Origin of the sequence: Vibrio sp. R78045 (assembly GCF_042466085.1) — a bacterium.
Lineage (GTDB): Bacteria > Pseudomonadota > Gammaproteobacteria > Enterobacterales > Vibrionaceae > Vibrio > Vibrio cyclitrophicus.
On record NZ_JAXHBS010000008.1, the window covers coordinates 1,258,319 to 1,278,566 of the forward strand.

A 20,248-nucleotide genomic window follows, 5' to 3' on the forward strand; every position below is an offset into this window, starting at 1 on the left:
CTAAATACTTATAAAATTCATAAAATCTTCGCTAGCCTATATCATTCGTGACCTCACGTTATTCTTATACTTAGTTGGTGCAGATATAAATCAGTGCTATAGTCCGAGTTAAATAATACATATCTAATAAGTAAGTAGACACATGGCTGGCTCTTTCAATTCGATTTCAGGCTCTAAGCGAAGCCTTCATGTGCAAGTTGCACGTGAAATCGCACGTGGTATTTTGTCGGGCAATTTGCCTCAAGGCTCTATCATTCCTGGTGAAATGGCTCTGTGTGAGCAATTTGGAATTAGTAGGACTGCATTAAGAGAAGCGGTTAAGCTTCTTACTTCAAAAGGCCTACTAGAATCTCGACCAAAGATCGGTACTCGCGTTGTTGACCGTGCGTTCTGGAACTTTTTAGACCCGCAATTGATCGAATGGATGGATGGTTTGGCAGATACAGACCAATTCTGTCATCAGTTTTTGGGCTTACGTCGCGCGATTGAACCAGAAGCATGTGCATTGGCTGCTCAGTTCGCGAGCGCTGAACAACGCATTGAACTGTCGGGCATTTTCCAACAGATGGTAGAAATATCAGGTGCTGAAGAGTTTAACCAAGACAGTTGGCTAGATATTGATATGAAATTCCATAGCCTCATCTTCAATGCAACAGGTAATGACTTTTACCTTCCATTTGGCAATATCTTAACGACAATGTTTGTTAACTTTATTTCTCATTCTTCAGAAGAGGGAAGTACGTGTATTAATGAACACCGTCAAATTTATGAAGCAATCATGGCGGGTAACAGTGATAAAGCACGCCAAGCTTCTGCAAGTCATCTATTAGATACTAACCACAGATTGCCAGTAGCAAGCTAGCTTAGTGTTTTGGGTGAGGTTTCAACTCTAAGGTCTTAGCCGTTTCTATCGAGCGTTGCTCTGGATACCTAGTGGAGTCAACCTAAAATTGCTGTTACTACAGACAGTTATCTATTGAAAGCACGTTTAATACGTGCTTTTTTTACATCCAAAATTGATGAAAACTTGACCGATGTCCAATATTTAGTCTTATGTGCGTTGTTTTGCTAAAACCGCTAGTAACCAGCATTGTTAGTTATATAATAATACTAATCAAATTAATGCGAGTGTGATTATATGCCTCAGTCTCTATTGCCAAATATTCTTCAGTTCATCGGTCAGATAGACCCTTTCGATAAGATCCCTAAAGAAGCGCTTCGTGACCTCGCTTTTAATGTTCAGATTACCTATCTAGCCAAAGGGGATGTCGTCGATCTATGCGAGTCAGGAAAAGAAAAGTCGCTCTATATCATTCGAACAGGATCTATGGAGCAAAGAAAATCGGACGGTGTGCTTCGTGCACGGTTAGGCAGTGAAGATCTGTTCGGCTTCACGTTCTTAGATTCTGAAGTTAATGATGATAAAGGCTATAGAGCTGTCGCAATTGAAAACACCTTACTTTATGTTATTCCACACTCGGCGCTTCAAACACTTTTCAAAGCTTTTCCAAGTTGTGCTGAGCATTTTGCTTCACAGGCCCAAGTTCGTTTGAAATCGGCACTGGATGTGGTTTGGTCAAACAAAGAGAAAGGCTTGTTCATTCGTAAGGTTGAAGAAGTCGCAAGCGGACAGGTGGCAATTGTTAAGTCCCAGCAAACCATCCAATCGGTCGCGGTTGAAATGCTTCATCAACGCTCACCCTGTGCGGTAATTTATGAGGATGAGTCGATTGTAGGCTTAATTACTGACCGAGATATGACTAAGCGAGTGATCGCTCATGGTGTCAGTACTGATAGCCTTATTTCTGAGGTGATGACGCATTCTCCTCTTACGGTTAAACCGGACGATTTAGTGCTACACGCCGCGTCTATTATGATGCAGTTTAATATTCGCAACTTGCCGGTTGTGAAAGAGAACAAAGTCATTGGGCTTCTTACCACGTCTCACTTGGTTCAAAACCACCGTGTTCAAGCCATTTTCTTGATTGAGAAAATCAAATACGCGGGCAGTGTGAAAACCATGTCTTCATTTACCTCGGAACGACAAGCTATATTTGAAGCGCTGGTGGAAGGTAAAGTTGCACCGGAAACAGTGGGTAAGGTAATGACCATGATTATGGATGCCTACACCCGCCGATTAATTCAGATAGCAATTGACAAGTTAGGCCCACCACCTTGTGACTTTTCTTGGATTGTTGCGGGTTCTCACGCCCGCAATGAAGTACACATGTTATCGGATCAAGACAGCGCGATTGTACTTTCTGACGATGCAACCGACAGTGACCGTATTTATTTCAAGCATTTAGCGATGATGGTAACAAATGGATTGGCAAGTTGTGACTATCCGTTATGCCCAGGAAAATTCATGGCTGCGACGCCAAAGTGGTGTCAGCCACTGGGTGTTTGGAAGCACTACTACAAGAAGTGGGTAGCAAACCCTGAATATGAGCGTCTACTCAATATCAGTGTTTTCCTTGAAATTCGCACTATTTACGGCAACAGTGAATTTGAGGGCATTCTTCGTGATGAGTTGCACTCCAATATTCGCAATAATCGAGAATTTTTGAGCACGTTGGTGAAAGATGCGGTGAACACTAATCCACCATTGGGCATTTTTAACAGCTTGGTGTTAGAGAAGTCGGGAGAGAACAAGAAAACGCTCAATGTGAAGAAATACGCGATTAACCTGATTATCGATCTCGCACGTATATACGGGCTAGCCGTTGAATGTGATTTGTCTGCAACCGACGAGCGTTTTGCAGCTGCGAACGAGAAAGGTATGCTCAGTGATGACGCGTTCAAGAACATTCTGGGTGCGTATCAGTTCATTTTATCTTTCCGATTTGGTCATCAACTTGAAGCTTTGAAGAATGGGGAGGTACCAGACAACAACATCAACCCTGATAGCTTTGGTAGCTTTGAACGTAAGCACTTGAAAGATGCCTTTAGGATCATAGCTGATCTCCAAGAGGCGGCGAAGATTCGTTTTGGAGCGCGCTAATGAGAGCATTGTTAAATTATTTTCATCCGCTTGAGCGAGTCAAGCGCAAGCGAAAGCAATACCTAAATACGGTTAAACTGCCTGAAGCATTACACGATCTTGTTGAACAGCCGTGTCCAGAGATGGCGGATTTGGCTAAAGATAGTGAGTATATTGTGTTAGATCTTGAAACGACGGGCTTAGACAGTGAACAAGATCTGATTTTATCGATGGGGTGGGTTGATGTGGTTAAGGGGCGAATTGATTTGGCATCTGCCAAACACATCTATCTTAACAACGACTCTCAGATCAACGCAGAAACCGCGGTTATTAATCACATTACGCCGCAAATGTTGGAAGAGGGCGCGTCAATTCATGATGCCATGCTGACCTTTTTTGAAGCCGCAAAAGGTAAAATCATTGTTGCGCACGCTTGTGTTGTAGAAGAGAAGTTCATTAGTCAATATCTACTTCGATGTTACGGATTGAGAACGGTGCCTTTGCTTTGGTTAGATACATTGTGTATTGAAAAATCTATGGAGAAAGCGATCAGTAATCATGAAGAGGTAGATTTAACTTTGGCAGGCACACGTGACAGGTATGGTCTTCCTGAGTATAACAGCCACAATGCGTTAGCTGATGCAGTTTCAACAGCGGAGCTATTTTTGGCTCAACAGAAACGAGTGGTCCCGAATGATGAAGTGACACTATCATTTTTATATAGGATCAGTCACTAGGGAAGCCATTTGTTTCCTTATTTGAATCATTGTTGACTGAACTGATTTGAAAGCATAAAAGCCAGCGATTATGCTGGCTTTTGTTTGGGTCTTAGAAAATTAGGCAGTTATCATCTTAGACTTTTCATATAGGGAACAGCTTAGAAGCTGTAAGTAATACCTACACGGCTACGTAGTTGACGGCTTGAGTCACACACCGTATCACTTGTACATTGAACGTTGCCAAATTCTACGTATGGGCGCCAGCTCCAATCTGCTTCTTTGTAGCCGATCTTCATGTTGTAGTCCCACTCGTACTCGCCGTTGTTACCCATTTTCCATTCGTCATTAAAGAAATCTTCTTTGTAGTTTGCTTCAAAGCCAAACTGCCAAGCGTTCCAGTTGTAATCGATATTACCCGTAATTTTACCGGCATTTAATGAGTCGTGTTGCTTACCATCAAGGCCTGTTGAAGTTTTACCTGATGCATAATTGCGGAACTCATGGCGGTAACGAAGTTTCGTTGTTACACCTGAATCAAATTTGTATTGAACACGTACTTGCGGTTTGTAAGTTACCGCTTCATCACCGAAAGTAATCGGCATTGAAGTTGTTACACGCCAGTTGTTATCGAATTTGAAGTGGTAGCCGTATTCAAATTCGTTATCACCACGTTGAAGTTCGCTTAGGTTACCCTTGTGCTTCATTTCTACGCCGTAGTAATGATTACCTGTGCTACCACCAATTTTCACTCGACCAGCCCATTCTTCCGAATCGTGCTTGTACTCTTCACGAAAATCTAGTGATGCCGCAGACACGCTGCCTGCAAAAAGAGTTGCTAATACTGCAAGCGTTACTTTATTCGTTTTTATCATTTTATTGTTTCCACTGTATCTAAATAAAAAATGGTTAATAAAGGACCAACGTTGAGCCCTTTGTTGTATTGGGATTAAAGTTTTGGGTAAAGTCGTTCTACGTCGCGCTGAGCCCATATTTCCGCTAAGTTCTTTTTCATTGTGAACTTGCTAAAGTCTGTCTCAGTTGCCAGTTTCACCATTCAGGGTTTTCCCTAGCAACGCCGGCTTTTAGGTAAAGCGGAGTTATACGCTCAATGCGATGACGTTTGTTTTCGTGTGTAGGGTTACTCTTTCTTTTGAATTAAAATACTACAAATATGCTAGCGATTAGAATGGTGAGGTTCTGTGAATTAGATCGTGTTGTCATGATAAAACCACTATTTACAAAGGGTTACAAAGTTAGGGTTTAAATTAAACCTTTGTTTTTTAATGGTTATTTTTCAGGTTATGTTGATTTTCTGAGTTTTTGTCTATCAATAAATGTGCGCTACAGCAAAAAATTGAATCTTTAGTTGTCATTTTTATTTGTAATACATTATTATTTACTAACTTTATGTAGTAACACATATCGTCAGAACGTTAAATAGATGCACATGCATCTGTATGGTTTTAGGTAGTGATTCTGTCGGTTAGTTTTAAGTGACTACCGACGTGAATGGATGAACTTATGGTTCATAGCTGCATTGGGATGATGGTTTTAAGGCTAAGGCTTTGTTTAAAAGCGAAGATAGTTTAAAAGCGAAGATAGTCTAAAAGTTAACATACCTAAAAGTACGATGTATTTGCCGTGAGGGGATAAAAAGCCTCAATCAAAAAAGGTTTGAAGTGTAGTAGGCAAGGCAGTTACACAGCCTGCTATAGAGATCGGAGTTAGAACGATTGGATATAGTCGCTCTAAACTGATGAAAAAGAAGAAATCGTTGAAGTGCTTGTAAGAGCATTTTGATTATTGCTCCCAACTATTCTAATTATAACTTCTGCTTTCCTTTAGAAAGGTAGGAGATGGTAGTGAAGATCTACCTTTGCGCTCATGTTGATACAGGCAACATGAGCGTTTTTTTTGCCTAAAATTTGTATTGATCGTTTGATCTACAGATACAGACTATAGATAAGAAGGGCACCCACTGATTCATTCAGTAACCGTGAATGATGTATAGAGCGATTAAGATTTGAGGTTTATGACCGCACGTTCAAGAGATGCGGTCTGTTCTACAACCGATGTTGCGGAGGCGGCATTCTTTGAAGCGACCGTTACGTTAGCGAGTGTAAGGTGTTTAATCGAACTTACGTTGTCAATGATTTCTGATGTAACATCGCTTTGTTCTTGCATTGCATTGGCCACTTCTAAACTGTTGTTTAGAATCGTTTCCATATCCTTGATTACTGATGTGAGTCTTGAGTGCGCTTTTTCACAAGAGTTGACACTGCTATCGCCTTTTTCACAACAGTTTTGAATTGTATTAACCACCGTTTGGGTTTGGTCTTGAACCCCTTGAATAATATTGGAGATCTCTTCAGTAGAAAGCTGTGTTCTCCCTGCTAAGGTTCTCACTTCATCAGCCACTACTGCAAAACCGCGCCCTTGTTCTCCAGCACGAGCTGCTTCGATTGCTGCATTGAGAGCGAGGAGGTTAGTTTGCTCTGCAATGTCTTTAATGACTTCTAATACGGTATTGATTTTTTCTGAATGAACAGAGAGGCGATTTACTTCTTCGCTGGCGCTTACTAGGTCAGTCGAAAGAGTATTGATGGTGTCTCTGGTAAATGCGACGTCATTCAAGCCTTCATTAGCCGTTGCGAAACTGGTTTGTGCATTGGATGATGCGTTGTCACTATTTATCGCAACACTTTGGATATTACTGCCCATCTGGTTTATCGCGGTCGCAATGTTTTCTGTTTGTAGCTGTTGTTTGTTTAAGGCGCTTTCAACGAGCCTTCCGTCGTGTTGTAGCTGATTTGAAATATTACCTAGTTGTTGGATAGATCCTTGTACTTGCCCAACAAGCTGACGAATATCTGACAGTACAATATTAAAAGCTTTCGCAATATCAGCAATTTCATCTGAACCGCTCTCTTCTGCCTTTACGGTAAAGTCGCGTTGTTGGGAGACCACAAGCATCACCGAGTTCAATGATGCAATTTTTTTCGCTACACGTGATGAAATACCAAATGAAAGTGCGAGAAGCATTACTGCTACGGTTATTAGGGAGCTAATAATGAAAGTGGTAATGGTTTGTTGAATCGACTCTACTTGTTCTTCCAGGCGGCGTTCAACAGCCGTGAATATCGAAATGATGTCTTCAAACAATGTTTTCATTTCTGATTTTAGCCCCGCCACTTGTGTTGGGTCTCGATCAATGGCGTTTATCATCAAAGAAAAATCTTTATTGTATTGTTTAACTTCCATTTTCAGTTTGTCTAACTCTGAAACGACAATGTCTGATTCATCAAGTAGAACAGAAAAACTTCCCATCAATTTCTGAAAGTTTGAGTATTCCTTGGTGAATACTGGCTGAAGTGATTGATCGTGGCTGATCAAAAATTCTAATTCTGTTCGATTAAGTTGCAGCATAGAGACTTCAAGCGACTTAACTTTGATCAGCGTTTTCTCTAACTTAATCAGTTTGAGGTTTGCCATTTCAGTGAATGATACAACAATCATCAGTGACAATATGGACAAACAAGTAAGGCTAAATAGGGAGGTTTTAATTTTCATGGACGGGCACCAAAGCAATATGACTCAATAACGTATTTGAAATCGCGTTTCTCTCGTCTACGAGCTGCATAATGAGATCTGACTCGCAAGGTAAACGTTTGCTTACAATATTTTAACAAAAGGCTATTCGCAAGTTAAATATTATTTATTTTCAATATCTATTGATGATGCTTTTATTACTAGTGGTGACTTTTAGTGATGAGTGAAATGAACAGTCGCGTGTTTGAAGGTACAACTTGCATTGGTCAGCGACGAAAATAATGCGTTTAAGAGGGTTTCGAAAGCAATAGGCGCTCACGCGTAGTGACATGAATGCCCATTGCTGTGGGTATCGTTGCGATAGCGCTAACTTTGTGTAGGCATCCATACCTGTTTAGATGTGATTTTGTGGCCTTTAAAGGTCAATTCTTCAACCTTATCTCCGTTTTGATTCCAACGAGTTAATGTCCCATTTGCAATTTCACCATCATCAAATTTGGCTTGACTTGCCTTGTTACCATTTGGATAGTAATCCGTTACTAGCCCGTCTTGTTGTCCGTTACTGTATTTCGCAGTAAGGCTTTGTTCGCCATTTGGATACCATCGAGAGACATCACCCGATAATTTGTTATCGATATAATTGAGCTCTGCTTTTTTCTGCCCATTCGGGTACCAGGCCTCAGCTTTGCCCTGTAATTCACCCTTTTCGTAATTCACTTTAGAAGCGATCTGGCCATTTGGATACCAGTTGGTTTCTAACCCAAGCTCTAAGCCATCAGCAAACTGAGCTTGAGTGGCTATTTGGCCGTTATCGAATTTCTCTTCAAATTGCCCAGTAAATGGCTTTGAGTGGTTAACTTGATAAGCAACGCCTTTTCGCATCTGAAGATAATCAACAGCATCTTCTCGGGTGGCTGCGTAACTCATAGAAGACATCGTACTAAGAGCAATCAATATTGGGATGTATTTCTTCATAATGACACCTTTTTTATTGGACGGGGGAAAGTGTAATCAGTGTGTTAAAAGCATTTCACTTCCATGGATGACTGTCAGCAGCTATTACTGGTTTTCAAGTTTTCATTATTGACTGTCTATTGAAGGGAACTTTTTCATACGTATTTGGACGTAGGCATTGTATTATTTGTAATACAAATGTGTTGGATTTAATCATTTTTAAAAATTATATTGAGTGTTTTTTCTTCGTTAGATTTGTTATTTTTCTTGTAACGATTGAATTCTTTTAATGACTGATTTTCATTTTTGTGTGATTTTATTCACATTTAATTGGGGTTTTATAGAGTTTTAGCCTGTCATATGGGGGGAGAGTGCCAGACTTTGCACTATGTTGATGAATTTCGCTCTTGTTCGATGCAACTTTGAACTCGATCACTTGTATGATTATTTGATGGTAATAGTCTAAGATCGCTGTCACGCATTTAAGTTATTGTAGTACAAATGTGGCTATCATCTATCTATAGTGCACCTAACAGAAAAACATAAATAAAAGGTCTAAAGATGGAACTCAATACCCTGATAGTAGGCATCTACTTCCTATTCTTAATTGCGATAGGGTGGATGTTCAGAACATTTACAAGTACAACTAGCGATTACTTCCGTGGGGGAGGTAACATGCTGTGGTGGATGGTAGGTGCAACAGCATTTATGACCCAGTTCAGTGCGTGGACATTTACTGGTGCGGCAGGTAAAGCCTTTACTGATGGTTTTGCAGTAGCGATTATCTTCATTGCTAACGCCTTCGGTTACCTAATGAACTACCTTTACTTCGCTCCGAAGTTCCGCCAACTGCGTGTGGTTACGGTAATTGAAGCAATTCGTATGCGATTTGGTAAAGTGAACGAGCAAGTGTTTACTTGGTCGGGCATGCCAAACAGTGTTATCTCTGCTGGTATCTGGTTGAACGGTCTTGCGATCATCGCATCTGGCATCTTTGGCTTTGATATGACAACGACAATCATCCTAACTGGTCTGGTTGTACTGGTGATGTCAGTAACGGGTGGCTCATGGGCAGTAATCGCATCTGATTTCATGCAGATGGTTATTATCATGGCGGTAACGGTGACGTGTGCCGTGGTTGCGATTTACCACGGTGGCGGCGTTACGCAGATCATTAGTGATTTCCCAACAGATTCATTCATCACAGGTGACAACCTTAACTACCTAAGCATCTTTAGTATCTGGGCAGTCTTCATCTTCTTGAAGCAATTCAGCATTACCAACAACATGTTGAACTCTTACCGTTACCTTGCGGCTAAAGACTCTAACAATGCACGTAAAGCCGCACTGCTTGCTTGTATCCTTATGACGCTTGGTCCAATCATTTGGTTTATGCCATCTTGGTTTATGGCGGGTCAAGGTGTTGATTTAGCGGCTGCTTACCCAGAAGCAGGCAGCAAATCTGCTGATTTCGCTTACCTATACTTCGTTCAAGAGTACATGCCTGCCGGTATGGTTGGTCTTCTGATCGCCGCTATGTTTGCTGCGACCATGTCTTCAATGGATTCTGGTCTAAACCGTAACTCAGGTATCTTTGTTAAGAACTTCTACGAGCCGATTCTTCGTCCTCAAGCGACAGAGAAAGAGCTGATGGTTGTTTCTAAGCTAACGTCTACGTTCTTCGGTATCGCTATCATCTTGGTTGCACTGTTCATCAACTCTCTTAAAGGATTGAGCCTTTTCGATACGATGATGTATGTGGGCGCACTGATCGGCTTCCCTATGACAATTCCTGCATTCTGTGGCTTCTTTATCCGTAAAACACCGGATTGGGCTGGTTGGGGTACGCTAGTTGTTGGTGGTGTGGTTTCTTACTTCGTAGGTTTCGTTATCACAGCGGATATGGTTCAAAACTGGTTCGGTCTGAACGAGCTAACTGGCCGTGAGTGGGCTGACCTTAAAGTGGCTATCGGCCTTATTGGCCACATCGTATTTACTGCTGGCTTCTTCGTTCTATCAACACTGTTCTACAAGCCTCTTGCTGAGCACCGTGAGAAAGACGTAGACAAGTTCTTCAACAACCTAGCGACACCATTAGTTGCTGAAAGTAACGAGCAGAAGAAACTGGATAATAAGCAACGTCGTATGTTGGGTTCACTTATCGCAGTGGCGGGTGTGGGCGTAATGACAATGTTCGTACTGCCGAACCCTATGTGGGGACGCATGGTGTTTGTTCTGTGTGGTGCGATTGTATTCTCTGTTGGTTTGCTTCTGGTGAAAGCGGTTGATGACAAAGTCGAGCAACAAAACGACGAAGTTACCTCTGCTGAAAGCTAATGCCTACAAGATTCTAAAAAATAGATACTCAAACATAGAGTGTTAATACATCGGCCACCCACTTGGGTGGCCGTTAATTTGATAATCCAAGATTCAATGTGAGATGTACGATGAAAAAAAAATTAATTTCGGTAAGTATTATTAGCGCGTTCACGTTAGCTTTCGCAACGGGCTGTACAAGCCAAGATACAGCGGCACCAGTGATCGACGTGGCTGAACAAGCAGCGCCTGCTATTAGCGAAATCGATCGTAGTTACTTATTGAGTAGTGATCGCTTAAACGAGGTTGATGGGAATACGTTGGCCGTTGCTTCAGACGAACAAGTGGCTGCGCTTAAAGCACAATTTGAAAATTTAAAAGATGGCGACGAAGTCGTTATCCCTAGTGGTAAATACGCGAATTTAGGTCAAGTGACTATTACCGCGAACGATATCACTATTAGAGCTGAGCAAGCGGGTTCGGCTTGGATTACTGGCCTTATTCAGTTTGAACTTAAAGGTGATGACGTCACACTAGATGGTTTAGTGTTTACTGAAGGTGGTCCAAACGAACGATTTGGTGCTGTGCGTATGATGGGTAATGGCAACACGCTTAAAAACTCAACGTTCTACTACTTCAACCACGATTACACATACGAACCAGACGATCGCCGCTCTGAATATCCAAAATACCTTTGGGTTTCGTTATGGGGCAAAGATGGCAAGGTAATCAATAACCGTTTCGAAGGTAAACAAAAACGCGGGACGCTGATTGGTGTACAAAAAGATGACACATCAGATAATCACCTGATCGCGAATAACATCTTCATGGATCAGAAACCGAACCAATTTAATGAGTTCGACATCAAAGAAGCGATTCGTTATAACGGCAACAGCTGGGAAGCCATCCGCATCGGTGATTCTAAGGCTTCACAATGGGATTCGAGCTCTAAGTTTGTTAACAACCTAATGATTGATATGGATGGCGAGCGTGAACTTATTTCTATTAAGTCGGGTGACAACACGATTTCAGGCAACACGATTTTTCAAAGTACTGCTCTAATTTCACTTCGTCACGGTAAAGGAAATAAAGTTGAAAACAACATGATCCTTGGTAACGGAAAGCGTCTAACTGGCGGTGTTCGTATTTATGATGAAGACCATGTTATCCGCAACAACTACATTGCTAACACGCGTGGTCGTGATGGTCTAATTGAAGGTAATGCTGACTTACGCGGCGGTATTGTTATCAATACTGGCATCATCGATGTTGCAAACGGCGAACAGTTAGATCAGTCGGTCAAAGGAAAAGAGCTTAACAAGCAATGGACACCTAAAAATATCACGATCGAGAATAACTCTCTTGTGGATACAGAGTGGGGCATTGTGTATGGCAACCAAAGTCATCGTGTAAGCCTGTTCAATAACGCAGAAGTGGAAAACATCTATGCAGGTGTTGATGTCGCGTTTAGCAACAACGTGGTTGATAATTCATTATCACCTGACTTTGTAAGTGTACGCGCAACAAACGACTTCCCATTAGTTGATGCTACATACACTGATGAAACGTACGTAGGTCAAGTGACGGATTCTGAGCAGATCTCAAGCTACTCAGTCGAGTTGCCGGCAGTGACTATTACTAACGGCATGAATGCTTACCAAGGCGAAGGTGCCGATGTGTCGAAACTTTCCGTTGTGACGGCTGAAACGGCGGGTCCGGACTACGTGCTCGAGAATACAACGAAGTAGCTTATTGCTTAACGTTTTAATGCTTAACGGTCTGGGCTATCAAATAAATTCAAGATAGCTGTATTAGCCGTTAACATCTAAAAAGCCTCAACGGGTAATATCTGTTGAGGTTTTATCGATCTTAGGTCGTGACCATCTCAATCTTACGTCGTGACTACTGTGATTTATACTTATGCAGCAGATCCCAAGGGATGTGACACAAATGATGATCTTCTGGGAATTGACTTAGGTGGTTTTGGTGGATGTCGTCACTGGCGACATAATGTATTAAAGGCAGTATCTCTAGAGCGATTCGGTCTGCATCATCACGCGACGCAATATAGCGCTTGGCTTCGGCAAGATGTCCATCGTTGAGACTGTAAATGCCAGTACGATACTTTTCTCCTACATCGATGCCTTGTTTGTTCACGCTGTATGGGTCAATAATCTCAAACAGGTGCTTCATCAGAATCGTTACCGACGTGATACTCGGGTCAAAATCGATTTGTACGCATTCAGCGTAACCATCATAGGTATTTGGGGTGTTATCATTTTGCGTTATTCGAGAAGTGCCATTGGCACGGCCAGCTTCGGTGCTGATGACTCCAGGAACGTACTTAATAAACTCTTGTACACCCCATAAGCAGCCACCCGCTAAATAAATTTGTTCCATACTTACCTTTTACTTCTCTGTATTTGTTGTTCGTTCGATACGTGAATCAATGTGGTGATACACGTTCTTGAAAAAGCGCACACATAAAAACAAGTGTTTAGGTATTGTAAACCAGTGCGACTGAACAAACATAAGTCTAATAGGATTTGTGATTATATAAGTCAGTATTGCATTGTCATCAACTCGAATTTCATTATCAAGTGAGCGTTAGCTTAACCATGTTTGATCAAATAAAAGATTTCATCAATCCCAGTAAGAATCCAGATCTCACTCAGGCTCAGGAGTATCAGCGTAAACATCTACCGACGCTGTGGCTTTTGGGCAAAACGGGGGCTGGAAAATCATCGTTCATTCAAGCCGTGACTGGCAATTCTTCCGTTGAGGTGGGTAACGGTTTTGCTCCTTGCACGATGACTGCAATGTCATATGAATTTCCTCAAGACAAGCCAGTAATGCGGTTTCTTGATACTCGTGGTTTGGGAGAGGCCGATTATGATCCTAAAGAAGATTTAGAAGAGATTGGTCAAGCGGGCAATGCGCTAGTCGTAGTGATGAAAGCCGATGAACCCGAACAATCATCTGTGCTTTCTGCCCTGAAACAGGTTAAAAAGCAGAAGAAGATTGAGCATTTACTTCTCGTTCATACTGCTGTGCTGTCCTCTAAAGAGACCGATCGCACAAGGCAAATTCGATTCAACACCAATCAAGTTGAAAAGGTTTGGGGTAAGGACTGTTCTTCGGTGGCCGTCGATTTTGAAACTGATGACGGCTCTACTTATAACAGCAGTCCCATCTATAACTATGACACCCTGATAGAACAGTTGACGACAATACTCCCTGTGATAGGGATGATGGTGATAGACAAAGAACACTCGACTCAAGAAGAAGCGAATTTTGATCAAGTCGAAAACGAAGTGCTTTGGTATGCAGGAAGCGCTGCCGCGAGTGACCTGATTCCAGGTGTTGGTTTGGTGTCTGTGCCTGCGATTCAAGCGAAAATGCTTCATAGCTTGGCCAATCAATATGGGGTCGAATGGAATAAGAGAGTCTTTAGTGAATTGATAGGAACTCTGGGAAGCAGCTTCGCTTTGCAATACGGAATGAAACTGGGCACTCGACAGTTGATAAAGCTGATTCCAGTTTATGGTCAAACTGTGGGCGCGGTTGCTGCAGCGGCAATGAGTTTCGGCACTTCTTATGGTTTAGGTCGCGCGGCGTGTTTTTACTTCTATCATAAGAACAAAGGTGAAGAAGTCTCTGAACAAGAGATGCAGAAGATCTACAAAGAATCCCTGAAAAAAGGAAAGGCGGCGTCGGGCTATGAAGAAAATTAGAAACCTATTTCGATTACTGGCGGTGCTATCGAGTGGCCGCTGGGGCATTACCCTGATTTCGGCTATCTTCCCAAGCATTATCATGATGGGTTTTGGTCTCTTCTTGGCGATTAAATATGGTTACCTACTGGAAATGTCCATTGCGATTGCGGTGAGTACTTTACTATTCTCTGTTCCTCTATACATTTCTAGTCGCTCTTCGCACAAATCGACCTATAGCGATTCTTCTTTGAATAAAGAGAGCGATGATGAACCTCAAGTAGAATCATTGCTTAAGAAGACTGACATCGACGATGCGCTTGTTAAAGCTTCTATTGATTGGTCTCAAAAAGAGCTGTCGATCTGGAATGAATCGAAACTCCACGTGCGGCAACAATTAATGATCGACATAGAGTGGGGCAATCTAGACCAAACCGGTTTAGAAGTTCTTGAGTTTGTCGCCACGAAGTTTGACAAGAAATCACTCGACTTCTCTATTCCAGAAGGACTGAAGCTGTTCGAAGAGGTGAGCCGACGCTATAAGTTGGTGGTGCGAGAACATATACCAGGTATTGAATATCTCAAGGTTTCCTATATCAAAGCGGGCTACGAAGCCTATGACAAATATGGCGAGCTAGGACATAAGATCATTAAAGCTGCCATTTGGGGTAATCATCTTAAAAACCTGTATTTGAACCCCCTGAAAGTCATTTCGGATTTAGGCCGTGAACAGGCGACTTCTTCAATGACAAGAGGTGTGGTTGAGGACATGCAATATGCTGCCAAGCAAGCCTTGTTAGATGAGGTGGCCGCTGTGGCGATTGATCTCTATAGTGGACGTTTTAGCATTGAAGATGAAGCACTAAGAGCGTCGGATGTTTCTGAAATAGATGAACAGCGCTTTGCACCAGAATTAGAGCCAGTAAGAATTGTTCTAGTAGGGCAAACAAGCTCTGGGAAATCCTCACTGATTAATGCGCTTAAGCAAGAGTTGGTAGCTGAAGTGGATGTACTGCCATCAACCGACACTTCAACCGTATACAACGCGTTTGTCGATGACAATGATGTTAGAGTTGTTGATCTTCAAGGGCTGGATGGCAATGCCAAAACCGAAGCTCTGATGCTTAAAGAGATGACCCAAGCCGATGTTGTACTTTGGGTTCTTAAAGCCAATCAATCGGCTCGTGAACTGGATAAGCAATTGAAGGGCAAGTTTGATGCTTTCTATGACGATCCTAAAAACATCTCACGTAAGAAGCCAATCGTTGTATCGGTTGTGAATCAGGTCGATCGATTAAAGCCTGTTGATGAGTGGCAGCCGCCTTATGATTTGGGTAATCCAACATCGCCCAAAGCGAAGATCATTGCTCAAGCACTCGAATACAACCATATATTGCTGCAGTCTGATATCGTGTTACCGCTCGCTATTGCGCCAGAAAAGACGATTTTTGGTTTAGAAGCACTCAAGCAGATGGTAATCGAAGGCATAGCTGATGCTAATAATGTGCAAAGAAACCGCCAACGTTTGGAGGCAATGAAACGGGGAACGTCGGTTAAAGGCCAACTGAACAAAGTAGTGAACGCTGGTAAGAAGGTCACACCAAGTGTTTTGAAAGCGGCGACACCAAAGCTCGCTGAAATGGCCATTAAGCAAGCTGTTAAGAAAAAGTAGTCCTCGATAGTTTCTATAATGTTGTTCTGGTGAGGTTTAGTTCTCATCAGAACTTAGTGTTCTAGATCTTCGTTCTATATTAGCGAAGCATTAAATTTAAAAAATAGCTGCTATTATTAAGTATCTCGTTGAACTAGTTTAATAGTCTATGAACCTCTGGTATTCGAAGTTTACATAACACGCTATCAGATTTAATTGTCATTCTAAATATTGATCACATTTATACTTATCCAAGCTTTATTTATAAAACCATTGCACTATATTTAAATTTCGTTTCATCTTGATTTCAACGTAGGGATATATTGTGAACTTGTATCTGAAATGGCAATCAACAACATGGCTGACCTTGTTAGCTTGGTATACTTTAGACCACCAGCTCTCTTTTCACCTTTCTTCAGAGTAGTACCCTCTAGGCGTCACGCGCCAGCAGAGCCCTTGAGTTTTGCCAATCCTGTTAATTTTTTCTTTAAGAAATGTCGTAGTTTATGCGTCAGCTATTTTTGCTTTTGTGCATACAACTCTTTATCTCTAGTTAATTATTAATTGGAACCTAATCAATACGTATTGATTAAATAATATATTTATAGCTATTAATTATTATTGTAATTATCACGAGAATGGTTGTGCGTGAAATTAAATTAATAGTGATGACTCGTGACATCTAAAAATAATGAATTTGGCTTTCTTCTTATAAGTTGAATTTGTTGAATGGGACTATTATGGAAAACTTCAAACATCTACCAGAACCGTTTCGTATTCGCGTTGTAGAGCCAGTAAAAAGAACAACTCGCGCCTATCGTGAACAAGCCATTGTCGAAGCGGGCATGAACCCATTTCTACTTGACAGTGACGATGTATTTATCGATTTGCTGACCGACAGTGGCACCGGTTCTATAACACAACGTATGCAAGCGGCGATGTTAATGGGCGATGAAGCCTACAGTGGCAGCCGCAGTTACTATGCGTTGGCGAATGCAGTAAAGGATATCTTCGGCTATGAGCTGACTATTCCTACACACCAAGGACGCGGTGCAGAGCAGATCTATATTCCTGTTCTTATTAAGAAGCGTGAAATGGAAAAAGGCCTCGACCGTAGCAAAATGGTCGCCTTGTCTAACTACTTTTTCGATACCACGCAAGGTCATACTCAAGTGAATTGTTGTGTCGCGAGGAACGTTTATACCAAAGAAGCATTTGATACTTCAGTGAACGCGGATTTCAAAGGCAACTTCGATGTTGTTAAATTGGAAGAGGCGATCTTAGAGGCGGGCGCTGCCAATGTTCCTTATATCGTGAGCACGATTACATGCAATTCGGCTGGTGGACAACCAGTATCTATTGCCAACCTGAAAGCTGTGTATGAAATAGCTCAGAAGTACGGCATTCCTGTGATTATGGATTCTGCACGTTACGCTGAAAATGCTTATTTCATTCAGCAACGTGAAGTCGGTTATCAAGATTGGACTATCGAACAAATCACTCGTGAGTCATACAAATACGCGGATGGCTTAGCCATGTCAGCTAAGAAAGACGCGATGGTACAGATGGGCGGGTTGTTGTGCTTTAAAGACGACTCTTTCATGGATGTGTACACAGAGTGTCGAACCTTGTGTGTCGTGCAAGAGGGCTTCCCAACTTATGGTGGCTTAGAGGGTGGTGCGATGGAGCGCCTTGCGGTCGGCCTTTATGACGGCATGCGTCAAGATTGGTTGGAGTATCGCATCGGTCAGGTTCAATACTTGGTCGATGGCTTAGAAGCTATAGGCATAGTCTGCCAACAAGCGGGTGGTCATGCTGCATTTGTCGACGCAGGTAAATTGCTTCCACACATCCCGGCTGGTCAGTTCCCCGCACATGCTTTGGCGTGTGAACTGTACAAAGTAGCAGGCATTAGAGCTGTTGAGATTGGTTCTCTATTGCAAGGCCGTGATCCGACTACGGGAGAACAACATCCGTGTCCTGCTGAGTTATTGCGTCTGACAATTCCTAGAGCGACCTACACGCAAACTCATATGGACTTCATCATCGAAGCGTTTGAAAAAGTGAAAGAGAATGCAGGGCAAGTTAAGGGGCTTGATTTTACTTATGAGCCACCAGTGTTAAGGCACTTTACTGCCCGCCTAAAAGAGGTTGAAACAAGTACTAAACAATCTATAAAAAATAGTAAGCTAGAGCTCGAAGAAGCTTAGAAAAACGAGCGAATAGTCACCAATACAAAGGCTCCCGTGGGAGCCTTTTCTTGTTGTTGAGTTACTCTTAACAAATCAACCTAAATCGCTAAGTTTATGGTTACTTTAATACTGAGTTAAGCGTATCAAAAAGCCACTTGTTCAATGGCGCGTCTTTTTGTGAACGACGACAACTCATGACATAGCTGACGTCGATAATGAGCTTTTCCGGTAAATCAATACTTCTACAGCCTTCGGGTACGGTGCCGTTTAGAGTCATACCAAAATAGTCGGACTTCAATACAATATCGTGGATCATTGCTGGGTGATCAGCTTCCACTTTTGGAATAACATGAAATCCGATATTTCGAAGGCGATCGAGAATAGGGTATTTATTGTCATTCCAACCCGGCGTTTTAAATAGAATGATTGGATAGTTGGCGAGTGATTCAAAGCTTTGTGCTTTATGGTCTTCTCTCACAAAGAATACGACTTGTCCTTTTCCGATCTCCATTTGTGAAATGGACTGAGGGAGGCTGTCATCAAAGTAGTGAACAGCAATAGCTTTTTCACCGTCAATGATTCTGTTTTTGACATTGGTTCCCCACCTTACGAATGAGTAATGCGCATTGGGTGCTTCTTTAGCAAGCGTTAGGTAAAGTTTGGATCCGTAGCGCTCCCAAAAGAGCGTGTTAGCGTAGATGGTGATATCACCTCTATAAGACTCAGGGCAGAAGGCTTGGTGTTTTATCGCTTCGACACTGCTTAGTATTTGCTCAAAATTTTCGATGTTATTTTCAATAAAAGTCGTGGGTTCAAACCCGTTTTTGGTTTGAATGAACAGTGGATCGTCGAGCTGCAACTTTAACTTTGAGAGGTTCTTGCTGATCGCCCCAGAGGTTTTTCCTAGCGAATCCGCAACCAGTCCAACATTGCGAAGTTCATACATACGCTTGATGACGAGGATATTTTGAATATCTAGATTGATGTCCACAGGTTCTCCAAATGATTCCTTTATAAGCAGCAATCTCTGTGCGTTAGGCGTACAGAAATCATATGACTCTAATATCATATTAGTAGTGAAAAACTGATAAGACAGCACAGCGTCAAAACTTCGCTAATCCCTTGATTTTCCATTTGGTAAATCTTGCTTTTCCTCGAATGGCTCATGTTCGATTGTTAAAGTTACTTCAACAAAAAACAGATACCAAACGAACAAAGAACTAAAAATACAGCGAGGTGATGTATGAACAAGTTAATCACACTTGGATTGATGGCTTTATCAATGAACACGGCTTTTGCGGCTGACGGTACTTATGCGAGTACTCTCGATATGACGAGAATCGAAGGTAATCAAGTAAAGGTTGAGCGTGTGGAATCTGAGCCAGTACTTGAAGGAAGAAATGACGCCAATAATGGCGGAATAAAATTCCACAAGAGTGTTGATCAAGACCAAACGATCCAGCTTACAGGTCGTCGAGATTAACGTTAGAACTGTGCCTATTATTTTCATGAGAAATGCTGTGCTCTTGAGTGCAACATTTTTTTGTGTCGGGATTTTGAGTATTTTATAAACTCTAGTGGTCAGCCTTGGCATGTTGTGTCACGTGTGGCATTTTGTTTTTCTCTAACTTCACACCGTTACTCGTGCTAGTTAAGGCTAAGCGTTACAAACGAACGATTCGAAAAGGACTAGGAATGACTCAAAAAGAAACAGGAATGATTCGTCATATTTTACTGATTAAGTTTAAAGAAAACGCAGAGGCTTCAGAGGTTCAAAAACTAAAGATGCTGTTTGAAGCGATGCCAAACAAGGTTGACGGGGTAACTTCAGTAGAGTGGGGGTTAAATGATAGCCCAGAGAATAAGAACCAAGGTTATACCCATTCAGTTTTAATGACGTTTACGGATGAAAAGGGGCGTCAGAACTATCTTCCACACCCAGAACATGATGCGCTGAAAGATGTATTTCGTCCGTTGTTAGACGACATCATCGTGTTTGATTACTCCCTATAATTAGTCCTCTCTGTATGCTCTCTAAAGCCTAAAGCCTAAAGCCTAAAGCGATAAAAGCGTATATACCTGAAGTTTATTTACACAAGGTATATACGCTGAGTCATCTCGAATAACGAAGCGTTAGGGCTTGTGTGGCCGAGCCCTAAACGAGAAGGCCCTAA

Annotated in this window: 15 protein-coding genes; 10 read left to right on the forward strand and 5 right to left on the reverse strand. The window is 42.0% G+C overall.

What is annotated here, in order from left to right; translation table 11 throughout:
- Positions 1 to 142: 142 nt before the first annotated feature.
- From SJY39_RS07950 to SJY39_RS07960, 3 genes are all read left to right on the forward strand, one after another.
- On the forward strand, positions 143 to 862 hold the full coding sequence (locus tag SJY39_RS07950; protein ID WP_010438385.1) for a FadR/GntR family transcriptional regulator: 720 nt from the start codon (positions 143 to 145) through the stop codon (positions 860 to 862).
- A gap of 276 nt (positions 863 to 1,138) precedes the next feature.
- The gene (locus SJY39_RS07955; protein WP_010438388.1) at positions 1,139 to 3,001 is read left to right on the forward strand and encodes a DUF294 nucleotidyltransferase-like domain-containing protein; all 1,863 of its coding nucleotides are present in this window, start codon (positions 1,139 to 1,141) and stop codon (positions 2,999 to 3,001) included.
- Positions 3,001 to 3,717: a 3'-5' exonuclease gene (locus SJY39_RS07960; protein WP_010438390.1), complete on the forward strand. Its 717-nt coding sequence runs from the start codon at positions 3,001 to 3,003 to the stop codon at positions 3,715 to 3,717. The genes SJY39_RS07955 and SJY39_RS07960 overlap by 1 nt, the downstream gene beginning before the upstream one ends.
- A gap of 140 nt (positions 3,718 to 3,857) precedes the next feature.
- On the opposite strand, the gene SJY39_RS07965 is transcribed toward SJY39_RS07960, so the two are convergent.
- The 3 genes from SJY39_RS07965 to SJY39_RS07975 all read right to left on the reverse strand — a co-directional run bounded on the left by SJY39_RS07965 (position 3,858) and on the right by SJY39_RS07975 (position 8,223).
- Positions 3,858 to 4,571 carry an oligogalacturonate-specific porin KdgM family protein gene (locus SJY39_RS07965; RefSeq protein ID WP_010438391.1) on the reverse strand — a complete coding sequence of 238 codons (714 nt, stop codon included), beginning with the start codon at positions 4,569 to 4,571 and terminating at the stop codon, positions 3,858 to 3,860.
- A gap of 1,144 nt (positions 4,572 to 5,715) precedes the next feature.
- Complete coding sequence (locus SJY39_RS07970; RefSeq protein WP_016768626.1) at positions 5,716 to 7,269, reverse strand: methyl-accepting chemotaxis protein; 1,554 nt, start codon at positions 7,267 to 7,269, stop codon at positions 5,716 to 5,718.
- Between the two features lie 345 nt (positions 7,270 to 7,614).
- On the reverse strand, positions 7,615 to 8,223 hold the full coding sequence (locus tag SJY39_RS07975; RefSeq protein ID WP_010438394.1) for a toxin-antitoxin system YwqK family antitoxin: 609 nt from the start codon (positions 8,221 to 8,223) through the stop codon (positions 7,615 to 7,617).
- 540 nt (positions 8,224 to 8,763) lie between these two features.
- Between SJY39_RS07975 and SJY39_RS07980 the strand changes: the two genes are divergently transcribed.
- Together SJY39_RS07980 and SJY39_RS07985 are read left to right on the forward strand one after the other, a co-directional pair.
- Positions 8,764 to 10,539, forward strand: coding sequence for a transporter (locus SJY39_RS07980; protein WP_016768627.1), 1,776 nt, complete (start codon positions 8,764 to 8,766; stop codon positions 10,537 to 10,539).
- Positions 10,540 to 10,649: 110 nt separating this feature from the next.
- Positions 10,650 to 12,266 (forward strand): polysaccharide lyase 6 family protein, encoded by a 1,617-nt coding sequence (locus tag SJY39_RS07985; protein WP_016768628.1) that lies wholly within the window; start codon positions 10,650 to 10,652, stop codon positions 12,264 to 12,266.
- Between the two features lie 154 nt (positions 12,267 to 12,420).
- Here SJY39_RS07985 and SJY39_RS07990 read toward each other — a convergent pair whose 3' ends face one another.
- A complete protein-coding gene (locus SJY39_RS07990) occupies positions 12,421 to 12,918 on the reverse strand; it encodes a peptide-methionine (S)-S-oxide reductase (protein ID WP_016768629.1) in 498 nt (165 codons plus the stop codon).
- 218 nt (positions 12,919 to 13,136) lie between these two features.
- On the opposite strand from SJY39_RS07990, the gene SJY39_RS07995 reads away from it, so the two are divergent.
- The 3 genes from SJY39_RS07995 to tnaA all read left to right on the forward strand — a co-directional run bounded on the left by SJY39_RS07995 (position 13,137) and on the right by tnaA (position 18,092).
- Positions 13,137 to 14,252 (forward strand): YcjF family protein, encoded by a 1,116-nt coding sequence (locus tag SJY39_RS07995; RefSeq protein ID WP_016768230.1) that lies wholly within the window; start codon positions 13,137 to 13,139, stop codon positions 14,250 to 14,252.
- Entirely contained in the window at positions 14,239 to 15,903 is a 1,665-nt protein-coding gene (locus SJY39_RS08000; protein WP_016785036.1) for a GTPase family protein, read from the forward strand. Before SJY39_RS07995 ends, SJY39_RS08000 begins: the two co-directional genes overlap by 14 nt.
- Positions 15,904 to 16,622: 719 nt before the next feature.
- Positions 16,623 to 18,092, forward strand: a complete 1,470-nt coding sequence (tnaA, locus tag SJY39_RS08005) for a tryptophanase (protein WP_016768228.1) — start codon at positions 16,623 to 16,625, stop codon at positions 18,090 to 18,092.
- Between the two features lie 100 nt (positions 18,093 to 18,192).
- On the opposite strand, the gene SJY39_RS08010 is transcribed toward tnaA, so the two are convergent.
- Entirely contained in the window at positions 18,193 to 19,065 is an 873-nt protein-coding gene (locus SJY39_RS08010) for a LysR family transcriptional regulator (RefSeq protein ID WP_016768227.1), read from the reverse strand.
- Positions 19,066 to 19,317: 252 nt separating this feature from the next.
- Between SJY39_RS08010 and SJY39_RS08015 the strand changes: the two genes are divergently transcribed.
- Complete coding sequence (locus SJY39_RS08015) at positions 19,318 to 19,557, forward strand: hypothetical protein (protein ID WP_010438426.1); 240 nt, start codon at positions 19,318 to 19,320, stop codon at positions 19,555 to 19,557.
- Positions 19,558 to 19,769: 212 nt separating this feature from the next.
- A complete protein-coding gene (locus SJY39_RS08020) occupies positions 19,770 to 20,087 on the forward strand; it encodes a Dabb family protein (RefSeq protein ID WP_016767095.1) in 318 nt (105 codons plus the stop codon).
- Positions 20,088 to 20,248: the final 161 nt, after the last annotated feature.

Excerpts from the sequence above, each read along its gene's own strand:
- SJY39_RS07960 (WP_010438390.1), top strand. The coding sequence starts at position 3,001 with ATGAGAGCATTGTTAAATTATTTTCATCCGCTTGAGCGAGTCAAGCGC.
- SJY39_RS07970 (WP_016768626.1), bottom strand. The coding sequence starts at position 7,269 with ATGAAAATTAAAACCTCCCTATTTAGCCTTACTTGTTTGTCCATATTG.
- tnaA (WP_016768228.1), top strand. The coding sequence starts at position 16,623 with ATGGAAAACTTCAAACATCTACCAGAACCGTTTCGTATTCGCGTTGTA.
- SJY39_RS07990 (WP_016768629.1), bottom strand. The coding sequence starts at position 12,918 with ATGGAACAAATTTATTTAGCGGGTGGCTGCTTATGGGGTGTACAAGAG.
- SJY39_RS07985 (WP_016768628.1), top strand. The coding sequence starts at position 10,650 with ATGAAAAAAAAATTAATTTCGGTAAGTATTATTAGCGCGTTCACGTTA.
- SJY39_RS07955 (WP_010438388.1), top strand. The coding sequence starts at position 1,139 with ATGCCTCAGTCTCTATTGCCAAATATTCTTCAGTTCATCGGTCAGATA.
- SJY39_RS08020 (WP_016767095.1), top strand. The coding sequence starts at position 19,770 with ATGACTCAAAAAGAAACAGGAATGATTCGTCATATTTTACTGATTAAG.
- SJY39_RS07980 (WP_016768627.1), top strand. The coding sequence starts at position 8,764 with ATGGAACTCAATACCCTGATAGTAGGCATCTACTTCCTATTCTTAATT.
- SJY39_RS07995 (WP_016768230.1), top strand. The coding sequence starts at position 13,137 with ATGTTTGATCAAATAAAAGATTTCATCAATCCCAGTAAGAATCCAGAT.
- SJY39_RS07950 (WP_010438385.1), top strand. The coding sequence starts at position 143 with ATGGCTGGCTCTTTCAATTCGATTTCAGGCTCTAAGCGAAGCCTTCAT.
- SJY39_RS07975 (WP_010438394.1), bottom strand. The coding sequence starts at position 8,223 with ATGAAGAAATACATCCCAATATTGATTGCTCTTAGTACGATGTCTTCT.
- SJY39_RS08000 (WP_016785036.1), top strand. The coding sequence starts at position 14,239 with ATGAAGAAAATTAGAAACCTATTTCGATTACTGGCGGTGCTATCGAGT.
- SJY39_RS07965 (WP_010438391.1), bottom strand. The coding sequence starts at position 4,571 with ATGATAAAAACGAATAAAGTAACGCTTGCAGTATTAGCAACTCTTTTT.
- SJY39_RS08015 (WP_010438426.1), top strand. The coding sequence starts at position 19,318 with ATGAACAAGTTAATCACACTTGGATTGATGGCTTTATCAATGAACACG.